The sequence below is a fragment of the Novosphingobium sp. genome (assembly GCF_049240505.1).
GTDB lineage: Bacteria > Pseudomonadota > Alphaproteobacteria > Sphingomonadales > Sphingomonadaceae > Novosphingobium.
In genome coordinates, this window is the sequence record NZ_JBMLSM010000218.1 from 12,472 (window position 1) to 29,435 (window position 16,964).

At 61.0% G+C, this 16,964-nt stretch carries 16 protein-coding genes and 1 tRNA gene; 7 read left to right on the top strand and 10 right to left on the bottom strand.

The annotated features are described in order from the left end of the window. Window positions 1-23: 23 nt before the first annotated feature. The 3 genes from ACOVQ0_RS17735 to ACOVQ0_RS17745 are packed head-to-tail and all read right to left on the bottom strand — an operon-like array spanning window position 24 to window position 3,220. On the bottom strand, window positions 24-1,001 hold the full coding sequence (locus tag ACOVQ0_RS17735) for a LysR family transcriptional regulator (RefSeq protein WP_421887531.1): 978 nt from the start codon (window positions 999-1,001) through the stop codon (window positions 24-26). A 23-nt stretch (window positions 1,002-1,024) separates the two neighbouring features. Then, a complete protein-coding gene (locus ACOVQ0_RS17740) occupies window positions 1,025-1,846 on the bottom strand; it encodes an IclR family transcriptional regulator (RefSeq protein ID WP_421887534.1) in 822 nt (273 codons plus the stop codon). A gap of 24 nt (window positions 1,847-1,870) precedes the next feature. Then, window positions 1,871-3,220, bottom strand: coding sequence for an MFS transporter (locus ACOVQ0_RS17745; RefSeq protein ID WP_421887536.1), 1,350 nt, complete (start codon window positions 3,218-3,220; stop codon window positions 1,871-1,873). A gap of 351 nt (window positions 3,221-3,571) precedes the next feature. Between ACOVQ0_RS17745 and ACOVQ0_RS17750 the strand changes: the two genes are divergently transcribed. Then, complete coding sequence (locus ACOVQ0_RS17750; protein ID WP_421887539.1) at window positions 3,572-4,306, top strand: SDR family NAD(P)-dependent oxidoreductase; 735 nt, start codon at window positions 3,572-3,574, stop codon at window positions 4,304-4,306. Further along, a complete protein-coding gene (locus tag ACOVQ0_RS17755; protein ID WP_421887542.1) occupies window positions 4,303-5,037 on the top strand; it encodes an SDR family NAD(P)-dependent oxidoreductase in 735 nt (244 codons plus the stop codon). Before ACOVQ0_RS17750 ends, ACOVQ0_RS17755 begins: the two co-directional genes overlap by 4 nt. Window positions 5,038-5,139: 102 nt before the next feature. Here the strand turns inward: ACOVQ0_RS17755 and ACOVQ0_RS17760 are convergent, their stop codons facing one another. Genes ACOVQ0_RS17760 through ACOVQ0_RS17775 form a run of 4 tightly spaced genes read right to left on the bottom strand, consistent with a single transcriptional unit; the run spans window position 5,140 to window position 9,621 of the window. Then, window positions 5,140-6,480, bottom strand: a complete 1,341-nt coding sequence (locus tag ACOVQ0_RS17760; RefSeq protein WP_421887545.1) for an NAD(P)/FAD-dependent oxidoreductase — start codon at window positions 6,478-6,480, stop codon at window positions 5,140-5,142. Then, window positions 6,477-7,976 (bottom strand): aldehyde dehydrogenase, encoded by a 1,500-nt coding sequence (locus tag ACOVQ0_RS17765; protein ID WP_421887548.1) that lies wholly within the window; start codon window positions 7,974-7,976, stop codon window positions 6,477-6,479. The genes ACOVQ0_RS17760 and ACOVQ0_RS17765 overlap by 4 nt, the downstream gene beginning before the upstream one ends. A gap of 6 nt (window positions 7,977-7,982) precedes the next feature. Further along, window positions 7,983-8,885: a dihydrodipicolinate synthase family protein gene (locus tag ACOVQ0_RS17770; protein WP_421887551.1), complete on the bottom strand. Its 903-nt coding sequence runs from the start codon at window positions 8,883-8,885 to the stop codon at window positions 7,983-7,985. A 13-nt stretch (window positions 8,886-8,898) separates the two neighbouring features. Further along, window positions 8,899-9,621, bottom strand: coding sequence for a GntR family transcriptional regulator (locus ACOVQ0_RS17775; protein WP_421887554.1), 723 nt, complete (start codon window positions 9,619-9,621; stop codon window positions 8,899-8,901). A 116-nt stretch (window positions 9,622-9,737) separates the two neighbouring features. On the opposite strand from ACOVQ0_RS17775, the gene ACOVQ0_RS17780 reads away from it, so the two are divergent. Then, window positions 9,738-10,760 carry a GlxA family transcriptional regulator gene (locus ACOVQ0_RS17780; RefSeq protein ID WP_421887558.1) on the top strand — a complete coding sequence of 341 codons (1,023 nt, stop codon included), beginning with the start codon at window positions 9,738-9,740 and terminating at the stop codon, window positions 10,758-10,760. On the opposite strand, the gene ACOVQ0_RS17785 is transcribed toward ACOVQ0_RS17780, so the two are convergent. Both ACOVQ0_RS17785 and ACOVQ0_RS17790 read right to left on the bottom strand, forming a co-directional pair. Next, window positions 10,706-11,767: a 2Fe-2S iron-sulfur cluster-binding protein gene (locus ACOVQ0_RS17785; RefSeq protein ID WP_421887561.1), complete on the bottom strand. Its 1,062-nt coding sequence runs from the start codon at window positions 11,765-11,767 to the stop codon at window positions 10,706-10,708. The two genes, ACOVQ0_RS17780 and ACOVQ0_RS17785, sit on opposite strands and share 55 nt — an antisense overlap. Then, a complete protein-coding gene (locus ACOVQ0_RS17790) occupies window positions 11,764-13,005 on the bottom strand; it encodes an aromatic ring-hydroxylating oxygenase subunit alpha (RefSeq protein ID WP_421887564.1) in 1,242 nt (413 codons plus the stop codon). The genes ACOVQ0_RS17785 and ACOVQ0_RS17790 overlap by 4 nt, the downstream gene beginning before the upstream one ends. 159 nt (window positions 13,006-13,164) lie before the next feature. On the opposite strand from ACOVQ0_RS17790, the gene ACOVQ0_RS17795 reads away from it, so the two are divergent. After that, on the top strand, window positions 13,165-14,031 hold the full coding sequence (locus ACOVQ0_RS17795; protein ID WP_421887567.1) for a LysR substrate-binding domain-containing protein: 867 nt from the start codon (window positions 13,165-13,167) through the stop codon (window positions 14,029-14,031). Between the two features lie 34 nt (window positions 14,032-14,065). On the opposite strand, the gene ACOVQ0_RS17800 is transcribed toward ACOVQ0_RS17795, so the two are convergent. Then, window positions 14,066-14,156: transfer RNA gene (locus tag ACOVQ0_RS17800), tRNA-Ser, on the bottom strand. Between the two features lie 130 nt (window positions 14,157-14,286). Here ACOVQ0_RS17800 and ACOVQ0_RS17805 point away from each other — a divergent pair. The 3 genes from ACOVQ0_RS17805 to ACOVQ0_RS17815 all read left to right on the top strand — a co-directional run bounded on the left by ACOVQ0_RS17805 (window position 14,287) and on the right by ACOVQ0_RS17815 (window position 16,912). Continuing rightward, window positions 14,287-15,375, top strand: coding sequence for a peptidylprolyl isomerase (locus ACOVQ0_RS17805; protein WP_421887569.1), 1,089 nt, complete (start codon window positions 14,287-14,289; stop codon window positions 15,373-15,375). Next, window positions 15,372-15,692, top strand: coding sequence for a DUF1905 domain-containing protein (locus ACOVQ0_RS17810; RefSeq protein WP_421887571.1), 321 nt, complete (start codon window positions 15,372-15,374; stop codon window positions 15,690-15,692). The genes ACOVQ0_RS17805 and ACOVQ0_RS17810 overlap by 4 nt, the downstream gene beginning before the upstream one ends. A gap of 185 nt (window positions 15,693-15,877) precedes the next feature. After that, on the top strand, window positions 15,878-16,912 hold the full coding sequence (locus ACOVQ0_RS17815) for an oxidoreductase (protein WP_421887573.1): 1,035 nt from the start codon (window positions 15,878-15,880) through the stop codon (window positions 16,910-16,912). The last annotated feature ends 52 nt before the right edge of the window (window positions 16,913-16,964 follow it).

Below are 16,964 nucleotides of genomic sequence, written 5' to 3' on the forward strand. Positions count from 1 at the left end.
CGATTTGGACAAGAATTGCGGTATCAGCCTGTCGGCCCGGTCTGGCAGGTGCCCTCCAGCCAGGGGAACCTTTCTACGACCGCGGGCAACACTTCGTCGGCAAGAATGCTTCGGCATTCAGTCGTCACGATTTCTGGCGCGGTGCCCAACGCCCCGTCACGCGCGATCAGCGTCATGCGGCGGTTGAAGGCCCCCCGACCAATTGGTCGCACGATTACATCATCAAGCAAGTGCGGCGTCTGGAACAGGCAAAGCGGGGTGGATATGCCCCACCCCAGCCCGTTCGCTATCGCGGTGGTCTGCGCCAGACAGGAATCGAATTCGATCTGCATGGGAAACTTGAAGCGCAACCGCTCCATCTGCGCTTCGGTCTGGCGCCCGGCGGACGAGCGCAGCGAAAACCGGATCATTGTGCGCTCGGCCAGATGTTGCCCCAGTTCCATCGGCAGATCGAAGCCCTTGGGAAAGACCAACACATAAGGTTCGGACAGGATCAGATGGCGCTCTACCCCGATCAGATCGGAGATATTGCCTTCTTCCGTGATCATGATGTCGGCCAGATGCGAATTGAACTTGGCACGTTGGTCCGGCATCAACCCGTTGGAAATACGCCAGAACCGCGATAGTTCGGCCCGACGGGCATAAAGGCGCGGCCCCAGAACGTTGGCAAGGCTTTCCGGCATGGCGATGGACAACGCCGCCAGGCCACCACTTTCGGCTTCTGCGGCAGCGATAAAGGCCTGCTGCACTTCACCAAGGATCTTCTGGCTGCGACGCAATAGCGCGTGCCCCGCCCCGGTCAGCACGATGGGTCGGACGCCCCGATCAAACAACTGCTTGCCAACTGCGGTTTCCAGCGCCGAAATCGTCTGCGACACACTTGATTGTGTCAATCCCAGCACTTCCGCCGCGCGTGTCATCCCGCCCTGTTCGGCGGTGACCACGAAAGCCTGCAACGCGCGGAACTCGAAGTTGCTGGGAAGTTGAGTCTTCTTGTTCATGGTCCCGCTGTCCTATCGCATCGTCACGGCTGCTGGCGCGCGCCGGTCAGCTTGCCTGAAAGATGGTCTGCAGCAGTCCGCAGCCGCGCCGCAAAAACCGCCGGATCAACCGTGCGTAACCGGGGTGATGGCCCGGTAATCGATAGCAGCCCGATCAGCGCCCCCGACGCTGCCGCGCGAATAGGCACGGCGAGAGAATAGAGACTCTCCTCCAGTTCGTCATCGATCATGGCATAGCCCTGCGCGCGCACCGTGGTCAGATGATCGAGTAACGCTGGCATGGTTGCAATAGTCCGGGGCGTAAGCCGTGCCAGCGATTTCGGCACGACCTGTCGCACCCGCTCGTCACTCAATTCAGCCAGCATCAGCTTGCCCATCGCGCTGGCGTGCAAGGGTAATTCCATGCCGATATACGCTGCCGACAGGGTGATCAGGCGCGATCCTGAAGCTTCGGCAATCAATTCAAACGCCGTCTCACCATTGACCACGGCATAGTTGATCGTTTCATTCAACTCGCCAGCAAGCATTTCAAGAGAGGGCTGAACCTGCGCGATCAGTCCGGCATAGGGATCGGCGCGGCGGCCAAGCCGCGCCACCTTCCACCCCAGACGATACTTGCCCTCGGTCTTCTCGACAAAGCCGGTCTGGGTAAGACTTAGCAACAGGCGGAACACCGTAGGGCGCGACATCCGCATCTTGTGGGCAAGTTCCGTCGCAGTGATCCCGGCTGGGTGCCACCCCAACTCGGTAAGCAGGGCCATTGCCTTGATAACCGACTTGTTGACTGGCTCGACAGTTTCCTCAGACGCTGCCTGATCAACGTCGGCTTCGATCAGGACTTCCATTGCAGACACTCCTGCTCGCTCGCCTCAATTTTCGGCACCCTTGGCGGTCTGGCCCAACAGCCGCCCCGCCGTTTCCGGTGCCAGCATAACCGTCACAACAGCACCGAACAGCGAGATGCCTGCTGCAACATACATCGTACCGGAAATACCCAACTTCTCCATTGCGGTGGGCAGAAAGAATGTCCCTGCCGCCGCACCGATGCGTGATATCGCGGTGGCGAAACCGACACCCGTCCCACGCACTTCGGTTGGGAACACTTCAGCGGGATAGACGCCGGTCAGACAGTTGCCAATAGCGTTCGCGAAAGCAAAGATCAGAACCCCAGCTACGATTACGATCACGGCTGTGGTTGGCGTCGCAGCAACCACAGCCAGCGAAATTGTGGAAATGACCAACGCCGCAATAGCCAGCTTGCGGCGGCCAAGCCGCTCTACGGTAGCCGTCGTGAAAAACACGCCCAGCAGCGCCAGAAAATTAAGCGCAAGGCCGCCGGTCAGGCCATCCTGAAGGCCCAGATGCTCCAGCACGACAGGCGCAAAAGTGCCGATGGCAAAATAGGGCGTGACACAGCAGACCCAGAAAATCGAGACGAACAAGGTCGAGCGCAGATGCTGTGCCGAAAACAGCGGCGCGAAACCGCCAGCCTTGTTTTCCCCTTGATGGCGAAGGTCGGCCTGCTCATCCTCCTCCATGTACTGCGCGGCCAGCGCCAACGCCTCATCCCGGCGACCCACACTGATAAGCCAGCGCGGCGATTCCGGTGTGCCAAGGCGCATCAGAAGCACAATGATCGTGGGCACCGTGCTGAGGCCAAGGATCACATTCCAGCCCGCAATGTCATAGATCGTGAATGCCCATCCGATGGTATAGGCAAGCAGGAAACCGATGTACCAACCCACTTCCTGCACCGACAGCAGCTTGCCGCGCACCCGCGCCGGCGCAAATTCGGCCAGTAGCGGCCAGCCAATCGCATAGTCAGCCCCGATCGCCATCCCCATGATCACGCGGACTGTGAACAGTTGCCAGGCATCGGTAACAACGAATTGCAGCACCGAACCGACAAGGAAAGTGGCAAGGTCGATGGTGAACATCGGCTTGCGGCCAACTTTGTCCGCCAGATAGCCGCCAAGCGGGCCACCCAGAAAGATGCCGATCAAAGCTGACGCGCCGATCAATCCCTGTTCGAACAGCGTGAGCGACAAGTCCTTGGTGATCGCCGGCATGACAGTGCCCATACCGCCCAGCACGAAACCGTCGATGAACATGCCGCCCGAAATCAGGAAGGCCAGCTTGATGATGAACTTGTGACGCTGGGCGGCGATCTGCTGCGGCGTGCCGCTCAAATCTATCCCGGTCGGTACTGAATGATGCACGGTGGTCCTCTCCCGAAATGGCAGCAAGGCTTTCCCATCGGTGGTGCGCGTGTGTCCCGCAGCTTCCCTACCGATAGTATCTGACCCGCCCTATGCGTTCACATTTCGAACGCTGCGTTTGAAATGTAAAATCATTGGCAAGCAAACGTCAACTGAATCGCACCAAAAGGGTGGCATGAAAGCCAAAGAGGAGTTTTCAGGTCGCTTTCAGGTGAAGTGATGTCGTTTTTTGCCCTGCGCGCCGCCGCTTCGCGCGTCAGGTTGGGCAATCAGAAGGATGCTCATGACCGACTCGGCCACTGCACACATGCCCTTTGGTCAGCGCCCCAATTGCAGAAGGGATGTCATGCAATGAATAAATTTTCAGGCAAAGTAGCGCTCGTGACAGGTGCCGCGGGCGGTATTGGAGCCGCCATCGTGCAGCGACTGCGCGCGCAGGGTGCCATTGTCGCGGTGAGCGACCGGGACGTAGCAGGGATCAAGGCTGACGCTCGCCTCCCCGGAGACTTGCTAGACCCTGCGTTTACCGATGGCCTGCCCGCCGCTGTGCACAATACGCTGGGCCGCCTCGACATCGTGGTGAACAACGCAGGCGTGATCACCCGCGGCCCTGTTACCGAAACGACAGACGCCGATTGGGCGCTTTCGCTGGGCGTCAACGTCGAAGCGCCATTCCGCATCTGCCGCGCAGCAATTCCGCTTATGGCAGGCAGCGGCGGCGGCGCCATCGTCAACATCGCGTCCTGCTGGGGGCTACGCCCGGGGCCAAACCACGCGGTCTATTGCATGACCAAGGCCGCGCTCGCCTCGCTGACCCAATGCATGGGCATGGACCACGCGCACCAGGGCATCCGCATCAATGCCGTATGCCCCAACGAAGTGAATACGCCGATGCTGCGCACCGGCTTTGCCAAGCGCGGTTTCGATCCCGACACGGCCATTGCAGACCTGAACAAGACCGTTCCCATCGGCCGCATTGCCGAACCTGAAGACATCGCAGATGTCGTCGCCTTTCTGGCCTCTGACGCGGCGCGCTATGTGGTGGGCGCCTGCATCGAGGTGAACGGCGGGAAGCCCGTGTCGTGAAGCGTTTTGACGGCAAGGTCGTGCTGGTTACCGGCGGCAGCCAAGGCATCGGCCAGGGTATCGCGCGCCGATTTCACAATGAAGGGGCGCGCGTGTTTACCGCGCAGCGTGGCAACGATGCTGAGTTCGAGGGGATCGAGGCGGACCTGTCCGACCCCGCCAGCCCGGCCCGCATTATCGCCGAAGTGGTGAAACGTGCCCGGCGGTTGGATGCGCTCGTCAACAACGCCGGGATGATGCGTGAAGCGCGCGTGGAGGACATGAGCCTCGATGACTGGCAGTTCAACCTTGCGGTGAACCTGACTGCGCCGTTCCTGCTGATCAAGGCGGCGCTGCCACATCTGCGCGAAACGCAAGGCTCCATCGTCAACATCGGCTCGATCGAAGGTATTGGCTGCAACCCGCAGCACGCCTCATACAGCGCAACCAAGGCAGGCCTGCACGGCCTGACGCGCGCGGTGGCGGTCGATCATGGTGAAGACGGCATCCGCTGCAACGCCGTGGCGCCGGGCTGGATCGACAGCGAACTGTCGGAAATCTATATCGCGTCGATGCCTGATCCGGTCGCCTTCCGGCAGAAGATCAGCAAGATCCATCCCGTCCGCCGGACCGGTATGCCGGATGATGTTGCAGGGCTGGTCGCCTTCCTGTGTTCGGAGGACAACGGCTTCATCACCGGGCAGACTTATACCATCGACGGTGGGCGCACGGTGCAATTACCCCTGCCCTGAAATGCAAAAGCCGCTTCCGGCAAATCACCGGAAGCGGCTTTTCTGGCAAGGACATCAGTGCGACCCGATGGCCCGGTCCCCGCGCCCCCCATTCAAGACAACTCAGTCGTTGCGGGCTTTCCATTCCTTGTAGCGGATCACCGCATTGGCGCCAATTTCGCGAAACGGCTGCGGCGGCAGGCGGCGCGGCGACGCTTCGACGGCGAAGTGGCGCGTAATGTCGCTTTGCACGCCGCAGGCGAGTTCCGCCGCGCAGATGCCAGTCAGCGTGCCCCGAGCGGTACCAAGACCGTTCTGGACGCAGCCCGAATAGACACCATCATCCACTTGCCGCGCCACGGCCACACCGTTCAGCGTCAAACACAAGTGCCCCGCCCAACCGTACTGCATTGTCATGCCAGCCAGTTGAGGAAAGCGGTCCTCAAACTTTTGCTGCATCACGCGTTGCGCGCGCGGCAAATCCTTCGCGGGGTTAAGGCCGGGGCGCAGCGCCGAAACGGTGCGCGTGATGATACGGTTGCCGCCCTGCCCGGTATCGATGCGGCGCACGGTGGTCCCCATCGGATCAGACGGAGTGACGCCCCAGCGCGGTTGGCCACCAAGACGTGCAAGCTCGTCGGCCCCAAGTTCAGGCGTCATCACCGCAAAGAGGAACAGCTGCATCAGCCGCCCCTTGGCCACACCAAAGCTTTCCAGATGGCCGTTGACGGTAAGAATCACGCGTGGGGTGGTGACGCTGCCTTGCACAGTACGCACGCGCCAATCGCTGCCCTGCCGTTCGAAACCGACAACGGGCGAGTTTTCGCAAATCTGCACGCCTTGGCGGATAAGGCCTGCACCCAGCCCGCGAATATAGCCTGCGGGTTGCAGCATAACCGTGCCGGGGGTGTAGAGGCCTGACAGGTAGTGGCGCGAGCCAGTGAGCGCCTGCATGGCGGCGGCATCGAGCATTTCATAGCCTTCGCCCAGATGCGCGAGGTGCTGTGCATAGCTTTCGTTCTGCGCGTGCGCGGCTTCGCTGGCCGCGCCGTTCACCTTGCCCGCAGGATCGAAGAAGTTGCGGGCAATGCCATATTCCTCCACCGCCGCGCCCGCAAAAGCGATAGCGCCACGGTTGAGGCGGGTCATGGCCATGTCATCGCCCGCGCCCGCATAATCTTCGGAAATCAGATCATGCGGCAGGTCGATCATAAAGCCTGAATTGCGACCTGCCGAGGATTCAGCCAGACGGCAGGCATCAAGCACCACGACCCGTGCGTCGGGCTGAAGCTGCTGCAGCCGGCGCGCAGCCGAAAGGCCCGCGAAACCGGCACCGATCACCACGAAGTCCGCAGTGGTATCACCCGTCAGCGGCGTATCCGCCGACGAGTAATCACCGATGATCGCGTTCCACCCTGCCGTTCCGGGCAGCGCCGGCAAATGGCGGGCAGTGTAGCGCGTCACGCCACGCTCTCGTCCGCATCGTCCGACAGGTCCACCCAGATGGTCTTGAGCTGGGTGTACTGGTCGTGCGCGTGGATGCCATTGTCACGACCGCCAAAGCCCGACTGCTTGAAGCCGCCGAACGGGGTGGAAATATCCCCTTCCCCAAAGCTGTTCACCGTGACGGTCCCGGCACGGATTGCGCGAGCGCCGCGCAGGGCCTTCTTGACGTTGGCGGTATAGATCGACGCCGCCAAGCCATATTCGGTATCGTTCGCCAGCGCGATGGCTTCATCGAACGTTTCCACCGTCAGCACCGACAGCACCGGGCCGAAGATTTCCTCGCGCACGGGGCGTGCATTGCGATCCGCGAAATCGAGGATGGTCGGTTCAACAAAGCCATCCTTGGCCTTGCCGCCCAGAAGCACCTTCTGGCCCTTTTCAAAGAACGAGCAGACCTTGTCGAAGTGTGCCTTGGAAACAAGCGCACCGACGCGGTTCACCGGATCGAGCGGATCGCCCATCGGCCATTCGCGGGCATGGGCAACCACGCGTTCCATCAGCGCGTCCTTGACGCCCTTTTGTACGATCAGGCGCGAAGAAGCCGAACAGTTCTCGCCCATGTTCCAGAACGCGCCGTTGACGATGTGCGCAGCCACGCGATCAAGGTTTTCGGCATCGTCCAGCACCACCGCCGGATTCTTGCCGCCCATTTCGAGCGTGACTTCCTTCATGTTCGATTCCGCAGCGTAACCGAGGAAACGACGGCCCGTGGCCGTGGAGCCGGTGAACGACACCGCATCAATGTCCATGTGGCGACCGATCGGTTCACCCACAGCAGAGCCACTGCCGGGAAGGACGTTCAGCACGCCTGCAGGCAAGCCCGCTTCCACGGCCAGTTCGGCCACGCGCAACGCAGTCAGCGTGGTTTCCAGCGCAGGCTTGACGATTACCGAACACCCGGCAGCCAGCGCGGGGCCGATCTTCCACGCCAGCATGAGCAGCGGAAAATTCCACGGCAGGACAAGGCCTACCACGCCTACCGGCTCTCGCACCACCATCGCGATGTGATTGTCCGACGCGGGTGAAACCTGATCGTAGATCTTGTCGATCAGTTCTGCGTGCCATTTGATGCAGTGAACAGTTTCGGGAACGTCAACGGTCTGGCAGTCGTAGATAGTCTTGCCGGAATCAAGGCTCTCCATCACAGCCAGTTCGTGCGCATTACGCTCGATCAGTTTGGCAAGGCGCAGCAGCACCTCCTTGCGCTCACCGGGATGGATGCGCGACCACCGGCCATCTTCAAACGCATCCCGCGCCCGTTCAACCGCGAAATCCACGTCCTGCGCATCGCACGCGGCAATGTTGGCCAGCACGTCGCCCGTCGCGGGATTGGTGGTGTCGAATGTCTTGCCCGAAATCGCCGGACGGAAGGTGCCATCGATGAACGCGCCGTTCGGCAACGTCAGGCCCTTGGCGATGGCCTTGTATTCCTCGGTCGTCAGAAGATCGGTCATCGTCGCTTACTCCGCTTCGATTTCGGCCACGGTGCGCTTCAGCACGCGGACCACCTGTTCGAGCTGGCGCTTGTCATCCTTGTTCAGCCCCTTTAGCGGCGCGCGCGGCGGACCGGCATAATGGCCGTCCAGCTCGCATCCGTGCTTGATGCACTGGATGAACTTGCCGCCCTGTTCGAGCACGCGCATCAGCGGCATCATTGCCGACATGATGCGGCGGCCCTTGGTGAAGTTACCTTCGACCACGCAGGCCTTCCACAGCGCGATATGCTCCTTCGGCAGGAAGTTCGAGCCACCACAAACCCAACTGCGACCGCCCCAGGCGAAGAATTCCAGCGCCTGATCGTCCATGCCACACGACATCTGGATGTGCGGGTAATCGCGCGCCAGCAGGTGAACGCGGTTGATATCGCCCGAACTTTCCTTGATCGCGCAGAAGTTGCGGCTGCGGCCCACGCGGTCGAGGAATTCCTCGCCCATCGAAATGCCCATGCGACCGGGGTAGTTATACAGCATGATCGGCAGATCCGCCGCGCGGTCAATGGCAAGCGCGTTCAGCGCATTTTCGCTTTCAGTCGGCACCGAATAGGGTGGCGAACCAACGAGAATAGCGGCGGCACCCATCTTGGCCGCGGCTTCGGCCATGATGATCGAATCTTCCAGCCGGATAGCCACGGTGCCAACAATCAACGGCACGCGGTCCCCGATCACGTCCTTGGCGAACGCGGCGAGTTCGACGCGCTCCTCCATTGACTGGGCGTAGTATTCCCCAGTCGAGCCGCCGTTGATCAGCCCGTGCACGCCGGATCCGATCAGATATTCGATCATCGCGGCAAAGGCGTCGCGATCAATGCTGCCGTCTTCACGGTGTGGCGTGATGACGGGCGTATAGATGCCCTCGAACTTCATGAAGTTCCTCTTTTCAAAGCCCTGCTGGCGCGTCGCCCAAGGCGATTTCAATGCTGGCAGGCGTGACGAATTTTTCGATCTGGGCGCGCGAAAGCTCCCAATGCGATACGGCCATGTCGGCAGCGCCTTGCGCGTCGCCAGCCTCGATCAGTGCGATAAACTGGTCGTGGTGATCGGCAGCTTCTTCCTGCTCGCGCACAAATTCCGATTTGCCCGAACTGTAAAAGGTCATGCCGATGCGCGTGTGGTCGATCAGCAACCGGCGAAGGCTTGGCATGAGGTATTCGTTGCCTGCCATCTCGCCGATCAACCAATGGAAGCGCTCGTTGCACAAGGTTCGTTCGGCAGCGTCGCCGTCGGCGACCGCCTTACGAAAATCACGCTGGCACTCCTTCAGCCGCTCGATCTGGGCCGGGGTCGCATTCTCAGCCGCAAGGCGTGAGGTGGCAGCATAGATCATGGGTGCAACCATGAAGAAATTCCGCATGGCCGATTGCGACATCGGTGCCACTTGCGCCCCGCGATTGGGGTGCAGCACGACATAGCCTTCGCCTGCCAGTTCGCGCAGGATTTCGCGCAAGGGCGGACGCGAAATGCCATAGGCTTCGGCCATCTCGCTCTCATCAAGATACTGCCCCGGCGCGATGGCCTGCGTCAGGATGCCGCGGCGCAAATCGTCGATGCAACTGCTCTTGCGCTCTCGGCTGCTGCCGACATTGGTTGGCATATCGCCCATCGGTTTTGCCTTTCGTCGACTTCCGAATATGGACCTAGACTTAAAAATACATATTGTCTACATTTGATCTGCCGATGGAAGCGTTGCCACAGCGCTCACGGCAAGAGGCCTTGCTTATGGAACGCCCGCAGCATTTCCTGTTCGCGCTGGTTGATGATTTCACCCACATCGCGTTTTCCTGCGCGGTCGAACCGCTGCGCATCGCCAACCTCGTCAGCGGGCAAGACCACTATCGCTGGTCTTTCGCCGCGCGCGATGGACAATGGGCCACGGCTTCGAACGGATCGGTCACGCAGGTCCACCATCGATTTGATGCGCTGCCTCCGTGCGATCGCCTTGTGGTCGTCTCGGGCACGGATGTTCGCCGGATTGATCACACCGTGCTGATTGCCGCCCTGCGGCGCAAGCGCAGCGAAGGAACGCTGATCGGCGCGATCTGCTCTGGCGCTTATGTGCTGGCAAGGGCAGGTTTTCTCGACGGATTGCAGGCAGCCATTCACTGGCAGTTCCACGATGGATTTGCCGAAGAGTTTCCCGACGTCGGCCTTCTTCCCAGCGTATTTGTGGCGCATGAAAGGTTCGTCACCGCTTCGGGCGGGACTGCGGCAGCAGACCTGATGCTGCACCTGATCGAACAGGACCACGGCTATGACCTTGCCGTCGCGGTGGCCGATCAGATGGTCTACAACGCCGTGCGATCAAGCAGCTTTGCCCAGCGGGTATCGGTGCAATCGCGCAATGGCATACGCAACCCGCACCTTGTCCGCGCAATCGACGCGATGCGCAGTCACCTGCACGAAACCTTTTCACGCACGGAACTGGCCGATGGACTTGGCATATCACCGCGCCAGCTCGAACGCCTGTTCGAACGCTATCTCAACACGTCGCCCAAGAAGTATTTCATGGACATGCGGCTGGAGCGCGCGCGCCATCTGCTGCTGCAAACCGAAGCCAGCATTACCGAGATCGCACTGGCCTGCGGATTCCAGAATGTCGGCCATTTCGGGCGCGTTTATCGCACAGCTTTTGGCGTATCCCCGATGCGCCAGCGCGCGCGAATGCCGGATGGCCCCGCGCGCGCGCCTCAGGCCTCGATTACCACCCGGCCCAGCGGCTTGGAGCAGCACGCCAGCACATAACCTTCGGCCACGTCCTCGTCTGTAATCCCGCCGTTGTGAACCATGTGCACGTCGCCTTCCAGCTTGCGCACCTTGCAGGTGCCGCACAGCCCCATCGAACACCCGACCGCCAGAGGCACCCCCGCCGCCTTAGCTGCGCTGACCAGCGTGTCGGTCTGCGCACACCGGGTTGAAACCCCGGAATCAGCGAAAACCACCTCCGCCTCCAGATCGGCCACGGGAAAGTTGTCGGCAGGCACGATTTCCGCCTCAGCAGGTTCGGCCGAAAAGCTTTCCTGATGGTAATGCGCCATGTCAAAGCCGAGTGCTTCCAGCGCTTCTCGCACTGCCCGCATGAACGGTTCAGGCCCGCAACAGAACACCTCACGATCAAGATAATCGGGCGCCATCAGGCCTAGCATGACCTGATTGAGCATCCCACGATAACCCGTCCACGGACTGAATGGATCAGCTTCTTCGACCACCCACTTCAGATCGATGCCAACAATCCGCGACGCCATCAGTTCCATGCGCTGACGCAGGATGATTTCGGATGGGCGCTTCGCCGCGTTGACGAAAACGATGTCAGGTTCCTGTCCTGAATCGTAAAGCCACGTCGTCATCGCAACCATTGGCGTGATGCCTGAACCGGCAGAGATGAACAGGTACTTCCGCGCCGGATGGTTGATGATCGAGAACCTGCCCGCAGGCCCCACCGCCCTGATCTTCATGCCCTTGTGCAGATGGTCCAGCATCCAGCGCGTGCCCAGCGAACCGTCCTGCGCCTTGACCGTAACCGTCAGTGCGGTGGGGCGTGAGGGCGAGGATGAGATCGTGTAGGTGCGATAGAGCGGGCCGCCCGGAACCGGCAGTTCCAGCGTGACGAACTGGCCAGGGTCGTGATTGAACAGCGCGCCCGATGGACTGCGAAAGCTGAACGTCACCACATTCGGAGCCTCCGGCGTGCGCGTAACGCACTCCAGAGGCTCCGAATCTTGCCAGAACTTGATATCCTTGAACTGGCTCACTCCGCCGCCACCCGCAAAGGGGCGACGAGATGGTCGAGTGAATTGGCGTACCAGTCAACGAACTGGGTAACCCCGCTCTCCTGCACAGGAGAATAGGGGCCGGGCGAATAGGCTGGCGAAGCAATGCCCTCCTGCGTCGCTTCAACAATCACACGATCTTCATCGTTCGTTTCGATCCACACCTCGGTCAGGTGTTTCAGATCATAGTCAACGCCTTCCACAGCATCCTTGTGTACCAGCCAGGTGGTGGTCAACTCAGTCTCGGTAGCGCTCAACGGCATGACACGGAACGTGATCGAGTGATCCGGCAGGAAGTGGTTCCACGTTGATGGATAATGGAATTTCAATAGCGAGCCGGCGTCAGCCAAGGCAACGCGGCCCAACGGCTTGCGGGCTGCGGCGGGCACCCCGTCCTTGGTATAGCTGAGGAATTTGCCCTCCAACGGCATACGCGCAAGACGGTATTGCCCATCAGCCGACATCAGCCACTGTGACGGAGCGCCGGCTGCTGCACAGCGGTCAAAGTGCCCCTGCAACTTGGGCGAAATCGAACCATCGGCACTGGCCCCCGCCACTTCCGGATCCGACGAAAAGGACTGCGACAGCGCAGGATGGTTCGAGGCGCAGTGATAGCACTCGCGGTTGTTCTCCCACACCAGCTTCCAGTTGCCCTTTTCAACTGTGGTCGTGGTATAGGCAACCTTCGCATCGCGCAGGTCATGAACCGCCAGATAAGGCGCTGCATCGCGGGCGAAAGGCGCAAAATCATCAGGATTTTCCGCCAGTGAAATATAGAGCAGGCCCTCGACATCGCGCAGGTGAACGGGCTTCAGCCCCCAACGGGTCGCGTCAAAATCCGCACCCATATCGTTGGCCCAGATCAGCTTGCCGTCCAGTTCATAAGTCCACTGGTGATACGGGCAGACCAACTTGGCCACCTGCCCTTCGCGCGACTTGCACACCAGCGATCCGCGATGACGGCAGGCATTGTGAAATGCACGAATTTCACCATCACGGCCACGCACGATAATAACGCTATAGGCGCCCACCTTCATCGTCACATAGCTGCCGGTTCTGGTAAGCTGACAGGCCGGAAACGCATAGAGCCAGTCGCGGTAGTAAATGTTCTCAAGGTCCGCCTCGTAGATTTCCTGCGAGGTGTAGAACGGTTGCTCAAGGCTATATCCCGAACGGCGGCGGGCAAGCAGGTCAGGAAGCGCAGGGATCGAAGCGGACATGGCAGGCCTCACGTGCTGAAGAGCAAGCTGGCATTATTCATGATCCCTTTTCCCTGCCTTTGACAACAGCACCAAAATTCAAGATGACTTACTTGATCTAATGCAAAACCGCCCAGACAGGTCATTTAAGCCATGCAACGCCCTTACGACCTATCCTCCATGACGGCACTGCTGGCGTTCGAGGCTGCGGCCCGCCACGGCAGCTTCAAACTGGCCGCGCAGGAATTGAACGTGACCGCCGCTGCTGTAAGCCATCAGATCAAGGCCTTGGAGACGGACCTCGGCAGCACCCTGTTCAGGCGGCAACATCGCGGCGTGGAATTGACTCAGGACGGCAAAACGCTTGTCGCATCATTGCAGCGCGGGCTGGAGACGATTTCGGAAGCCGTAACGCACGCTCGCGCCCGCCCCGACACCGCCGACGTCACCATATCCACAACCACAGCCGTCAGCGCCTTGTGGCTGACACCACGTATTACCGCGTTCTGGCGCACCCAGCCCGACATTACTGTTTCGCAAATTGTCAGCGACGTGCCCGCAGGTGTCGGACGGACGGACCTCAGCATCTTCTACGCCGACCGGCGCAGCGAAACGGCCGATGATCGAAAGCTTTTTCCAGACCGCATTCTGGCTCTGGGCGCACCGGGCTTTGCCGCAGAACATGGCATAGCCCGCCTTCGCGATCTGCTGGAAGCGCCCCTGATCCACTCAGGCGAGGAGGCAGCCGGCTGGACGACCTGGGATGACTGGTTTGCCGGCCTTGGCCTGCCATCCCCACGCGGAAGACGGTTCAACGTAAACAATTACATGATCGCACTTCAGGCCGCGCAGGATGGCGTAGGTGCGGTGCTGGGCTGGGAACGGTTGGTCCATAACCTGCTGCAGGATGGTAAGCTGGTGCCACTGTTCGACAACCACATTCCAGCCCCCCAGCCATTTCACCTGCGCGTCCACAGCCACGCCTCCACACGCGCACGCCTCTTTGCAGACTGGCTGGTGAAACAGGCCCCCGCAGATCAGGCCTGATCCGGGAAAATATTGTTTATTATGGATAATGTCATGGCGGAGCGGGAGGGATTCGAACCCTCGATGAGCTTTTGGCCCATACTCACTTTCCAGGCGAGCGCCTTCGACCACTCGGCCACCGCTCCGCATGAGCCTGATTTGTTTCGTGCAAGGCGCGAAACGTGAATCAGGCGATCAACCAAATCGCTCTGGAAGTGGCCCCCTAGCGGCACAAGTTCGCTTTCGCAAGGCGTCGGTTCCTGCAATGATGAAGATATGTCATTGCTTGCCCTGCTTGCCGCTCTTGCGGCGTCGTCCGAACCTTCCACGCCACCTGCCAAGGCGCTCGCTCCTTCAGAGATCGTGACTTCCGCACCCGCTGCGGATTGGGTTGCAATTGCCCCGTCAGAGCTGCTGGTAATGGACCTTGCGCCCGATGCTGCTGGGCGCCCGCGCCGCGTGGTGATCCAGTTGCTGCCCGCGCCGTTTTCCCAAGGGTGGATCGGCAATATCCGCAAGCTGGCCGCTGCGCACTGGTGGGACGGCACCTCGATCAACCGCGCGCAGGACAATTACGTGGTGCAGTGGGGCGATCCCGATGGCGAGGACAAGGCGAAGGCCAAGGCTTTGCCGGAGGGGTTGGCTGTGGTTCCTCAGGCACAGTATACGGTCGGCGAAAGCGAAATGTACGGCGAGCCTGAAACCGTCGAAATTGCATCGTCGGCAACTGCGGAAGAGACATCAGCATATGCAGCGGCACTTGCAGCCTCAATTGCAGCCGCAGCCGCGTATGGAAAATTCGTTGATGACACACCACCCGATTTTGGAGATCCCCCTTGGTGGTCGCGCGATTCTTATTCGCAGGGGATCCAGTTTCACAAGGGTTGGCCGATTGCCTTTCGCCTGATGGGCTTCCCAACGGTTGGCACACCTGCGGAATTGAGCGGACAAAGATACTGGCCCGTCCACTGCTACGGCACCGTTGGCGTTGGTCGCAACGAACCACCTGACACCGGCACCGGCGCAGAACTCTATGCCGTCATCGGCCATGCCCCGCGCCAGCTTGATCGCAACATCGCGGTCGTAGGGCGGGTGATCGAGGGGATGGAGCACCTCTCCACCCTGCCGCGCGGCACCGGCGATCTGGGCTTCTACAAGACCGCGCCCGAACGCACGCCGATCCGCGCCATCCGCATCGGCACCGATGTGCCCGATCTGCCCGGGTTCGAATATCTCGGCACCGAAAGCGCCAGCTTCGCCCGCTATGCCGATGCCCGCGCCAATCGCCGCGATGCCTTCTATATCCAGCCCGCGGGCGGCGTGGACATCTGCAACCTGCCCGTGCCCATCCGCCGCCGCAAATGAGCGACACCGCCTATGATCTTACCGCGGCGTTCTGGCGCTGGTCCGGCGGCCCCAACGCGACCGACTGGTTCTTTGTCACCATCGATGGCGATGCGGGCGAAGCGCTTTCCGCCACCGCGCTGATGCACCGGCTGGAAACGGGTCGTCGCGCAGGATGGGGTTCAGTCAAAGTGGGCATGCAAGTCGGCGAAACCGCATGGCGCACTTCGGCCTTTCCCAGCAAGGAACTGGGCTGGATTGTCCCCATCAAGGCCGCCGTGCGGAAGGCCGAAGGGTTGATCGAGGGTGAAGCGTTTGCCCTGACGCTGACATTCTGATCCGCCTGCCCACCTCCAACCCTTCCCGCTCATCCTGAGCCTGTCGAAGGAGGGAGGGGAGTTGCAATCCCGCAGGCGGGAGGGCCGCGAGACTTACTGAACGCAGTGAAGTTAGTCGCAGCGGGGTGGGCATTCCGAGCCTGCCGAAGTAGAACTCTACCACCAGTCAGCCCAAGGAACACCGCTTGCCCCACAACGTCGCCCTGATCGGCTACGGTTATGCCGGAAAAACCTTCCACGTCCCGCTGATCAAGGCCGAACCCCGCCTTGCCCTCGCCGCCGTCGTGTCGCGTGATCCAGCCAAGGTCCATGCCGAGTTGCCGGGAATGCGCGTTGAAGCTGATATCGCTGCGGTTTTGGCCGATCCGACGATAGACCTGATCGTCATCGCCACCCCGAACGACAGTCACGCCCCCCTTGCCCATGCCGCAATCGATGCAGGCAAGGCGTTGGTTGTGGACAAGCCGCTGGCGCTCACCCTTGCCGAAGGAAAAGCTATCGCCGCCCACGCGAGCGAACGCGGCACGCTGCTCAGCGTCTTCCACAACCGCCGATGGGACGGCGATTTCCTGACGATTGCCAGCGCCATACAACAGGGCCTGATTGGAAAGGTCGCGCACTTCGAAAGCCACTTTGATCGCTTCCGCCCCACAGTACGCGATCGCTGGCGCGAAAACCCCGGCCCCGGCAGCGGCGTCTGGGCCGATCTCGGGCCACATCTGGTCGATCAGGCGCTATGCCTGTTCGGCATCCCGACGCGCGTCATGGCTAGCTTCGGCAATTTGCGTGATGGCGCACAGACTGACGACTGGGCGCATGTCCTGCTGGAATATCCCACGCTACGCTGCGTCCTCCATGCCGGAATGCTGGTGGCTGGCGGCTCTCCGCGCTTCGTGGTTCATGGCAGCGAGGGCAGCCTGATCAAGCACGGGCTTGACCCGCAAGAGAGCCAGTTGATTGCCGGGCTTGCGCCCGGTGCGCCGGGTTGGGGCACCGAACCTGCCCCGATTACGCGCCACGATGTCGAGGGCACTGCCCATCCGCTCGATATGCTACCGGGCGATTACCCGCGCTTCTACGCCGGGATCGCCGCCACCTTGGATGGCGCGCCGCTCGCCGTCACGCCGGAACAGTCGCTTGCAGTGATGGCCGTGGTCGAAGCTGCGGCAGAGGCAGCGCAAACGGGCGTGGCCCAGTCAATCCCACCATTTCGGTTGTAAAACGCCTGTCCTACAGGCGGGACGGCAAGGCAGGCTCCGCGCCGCTCCTTGA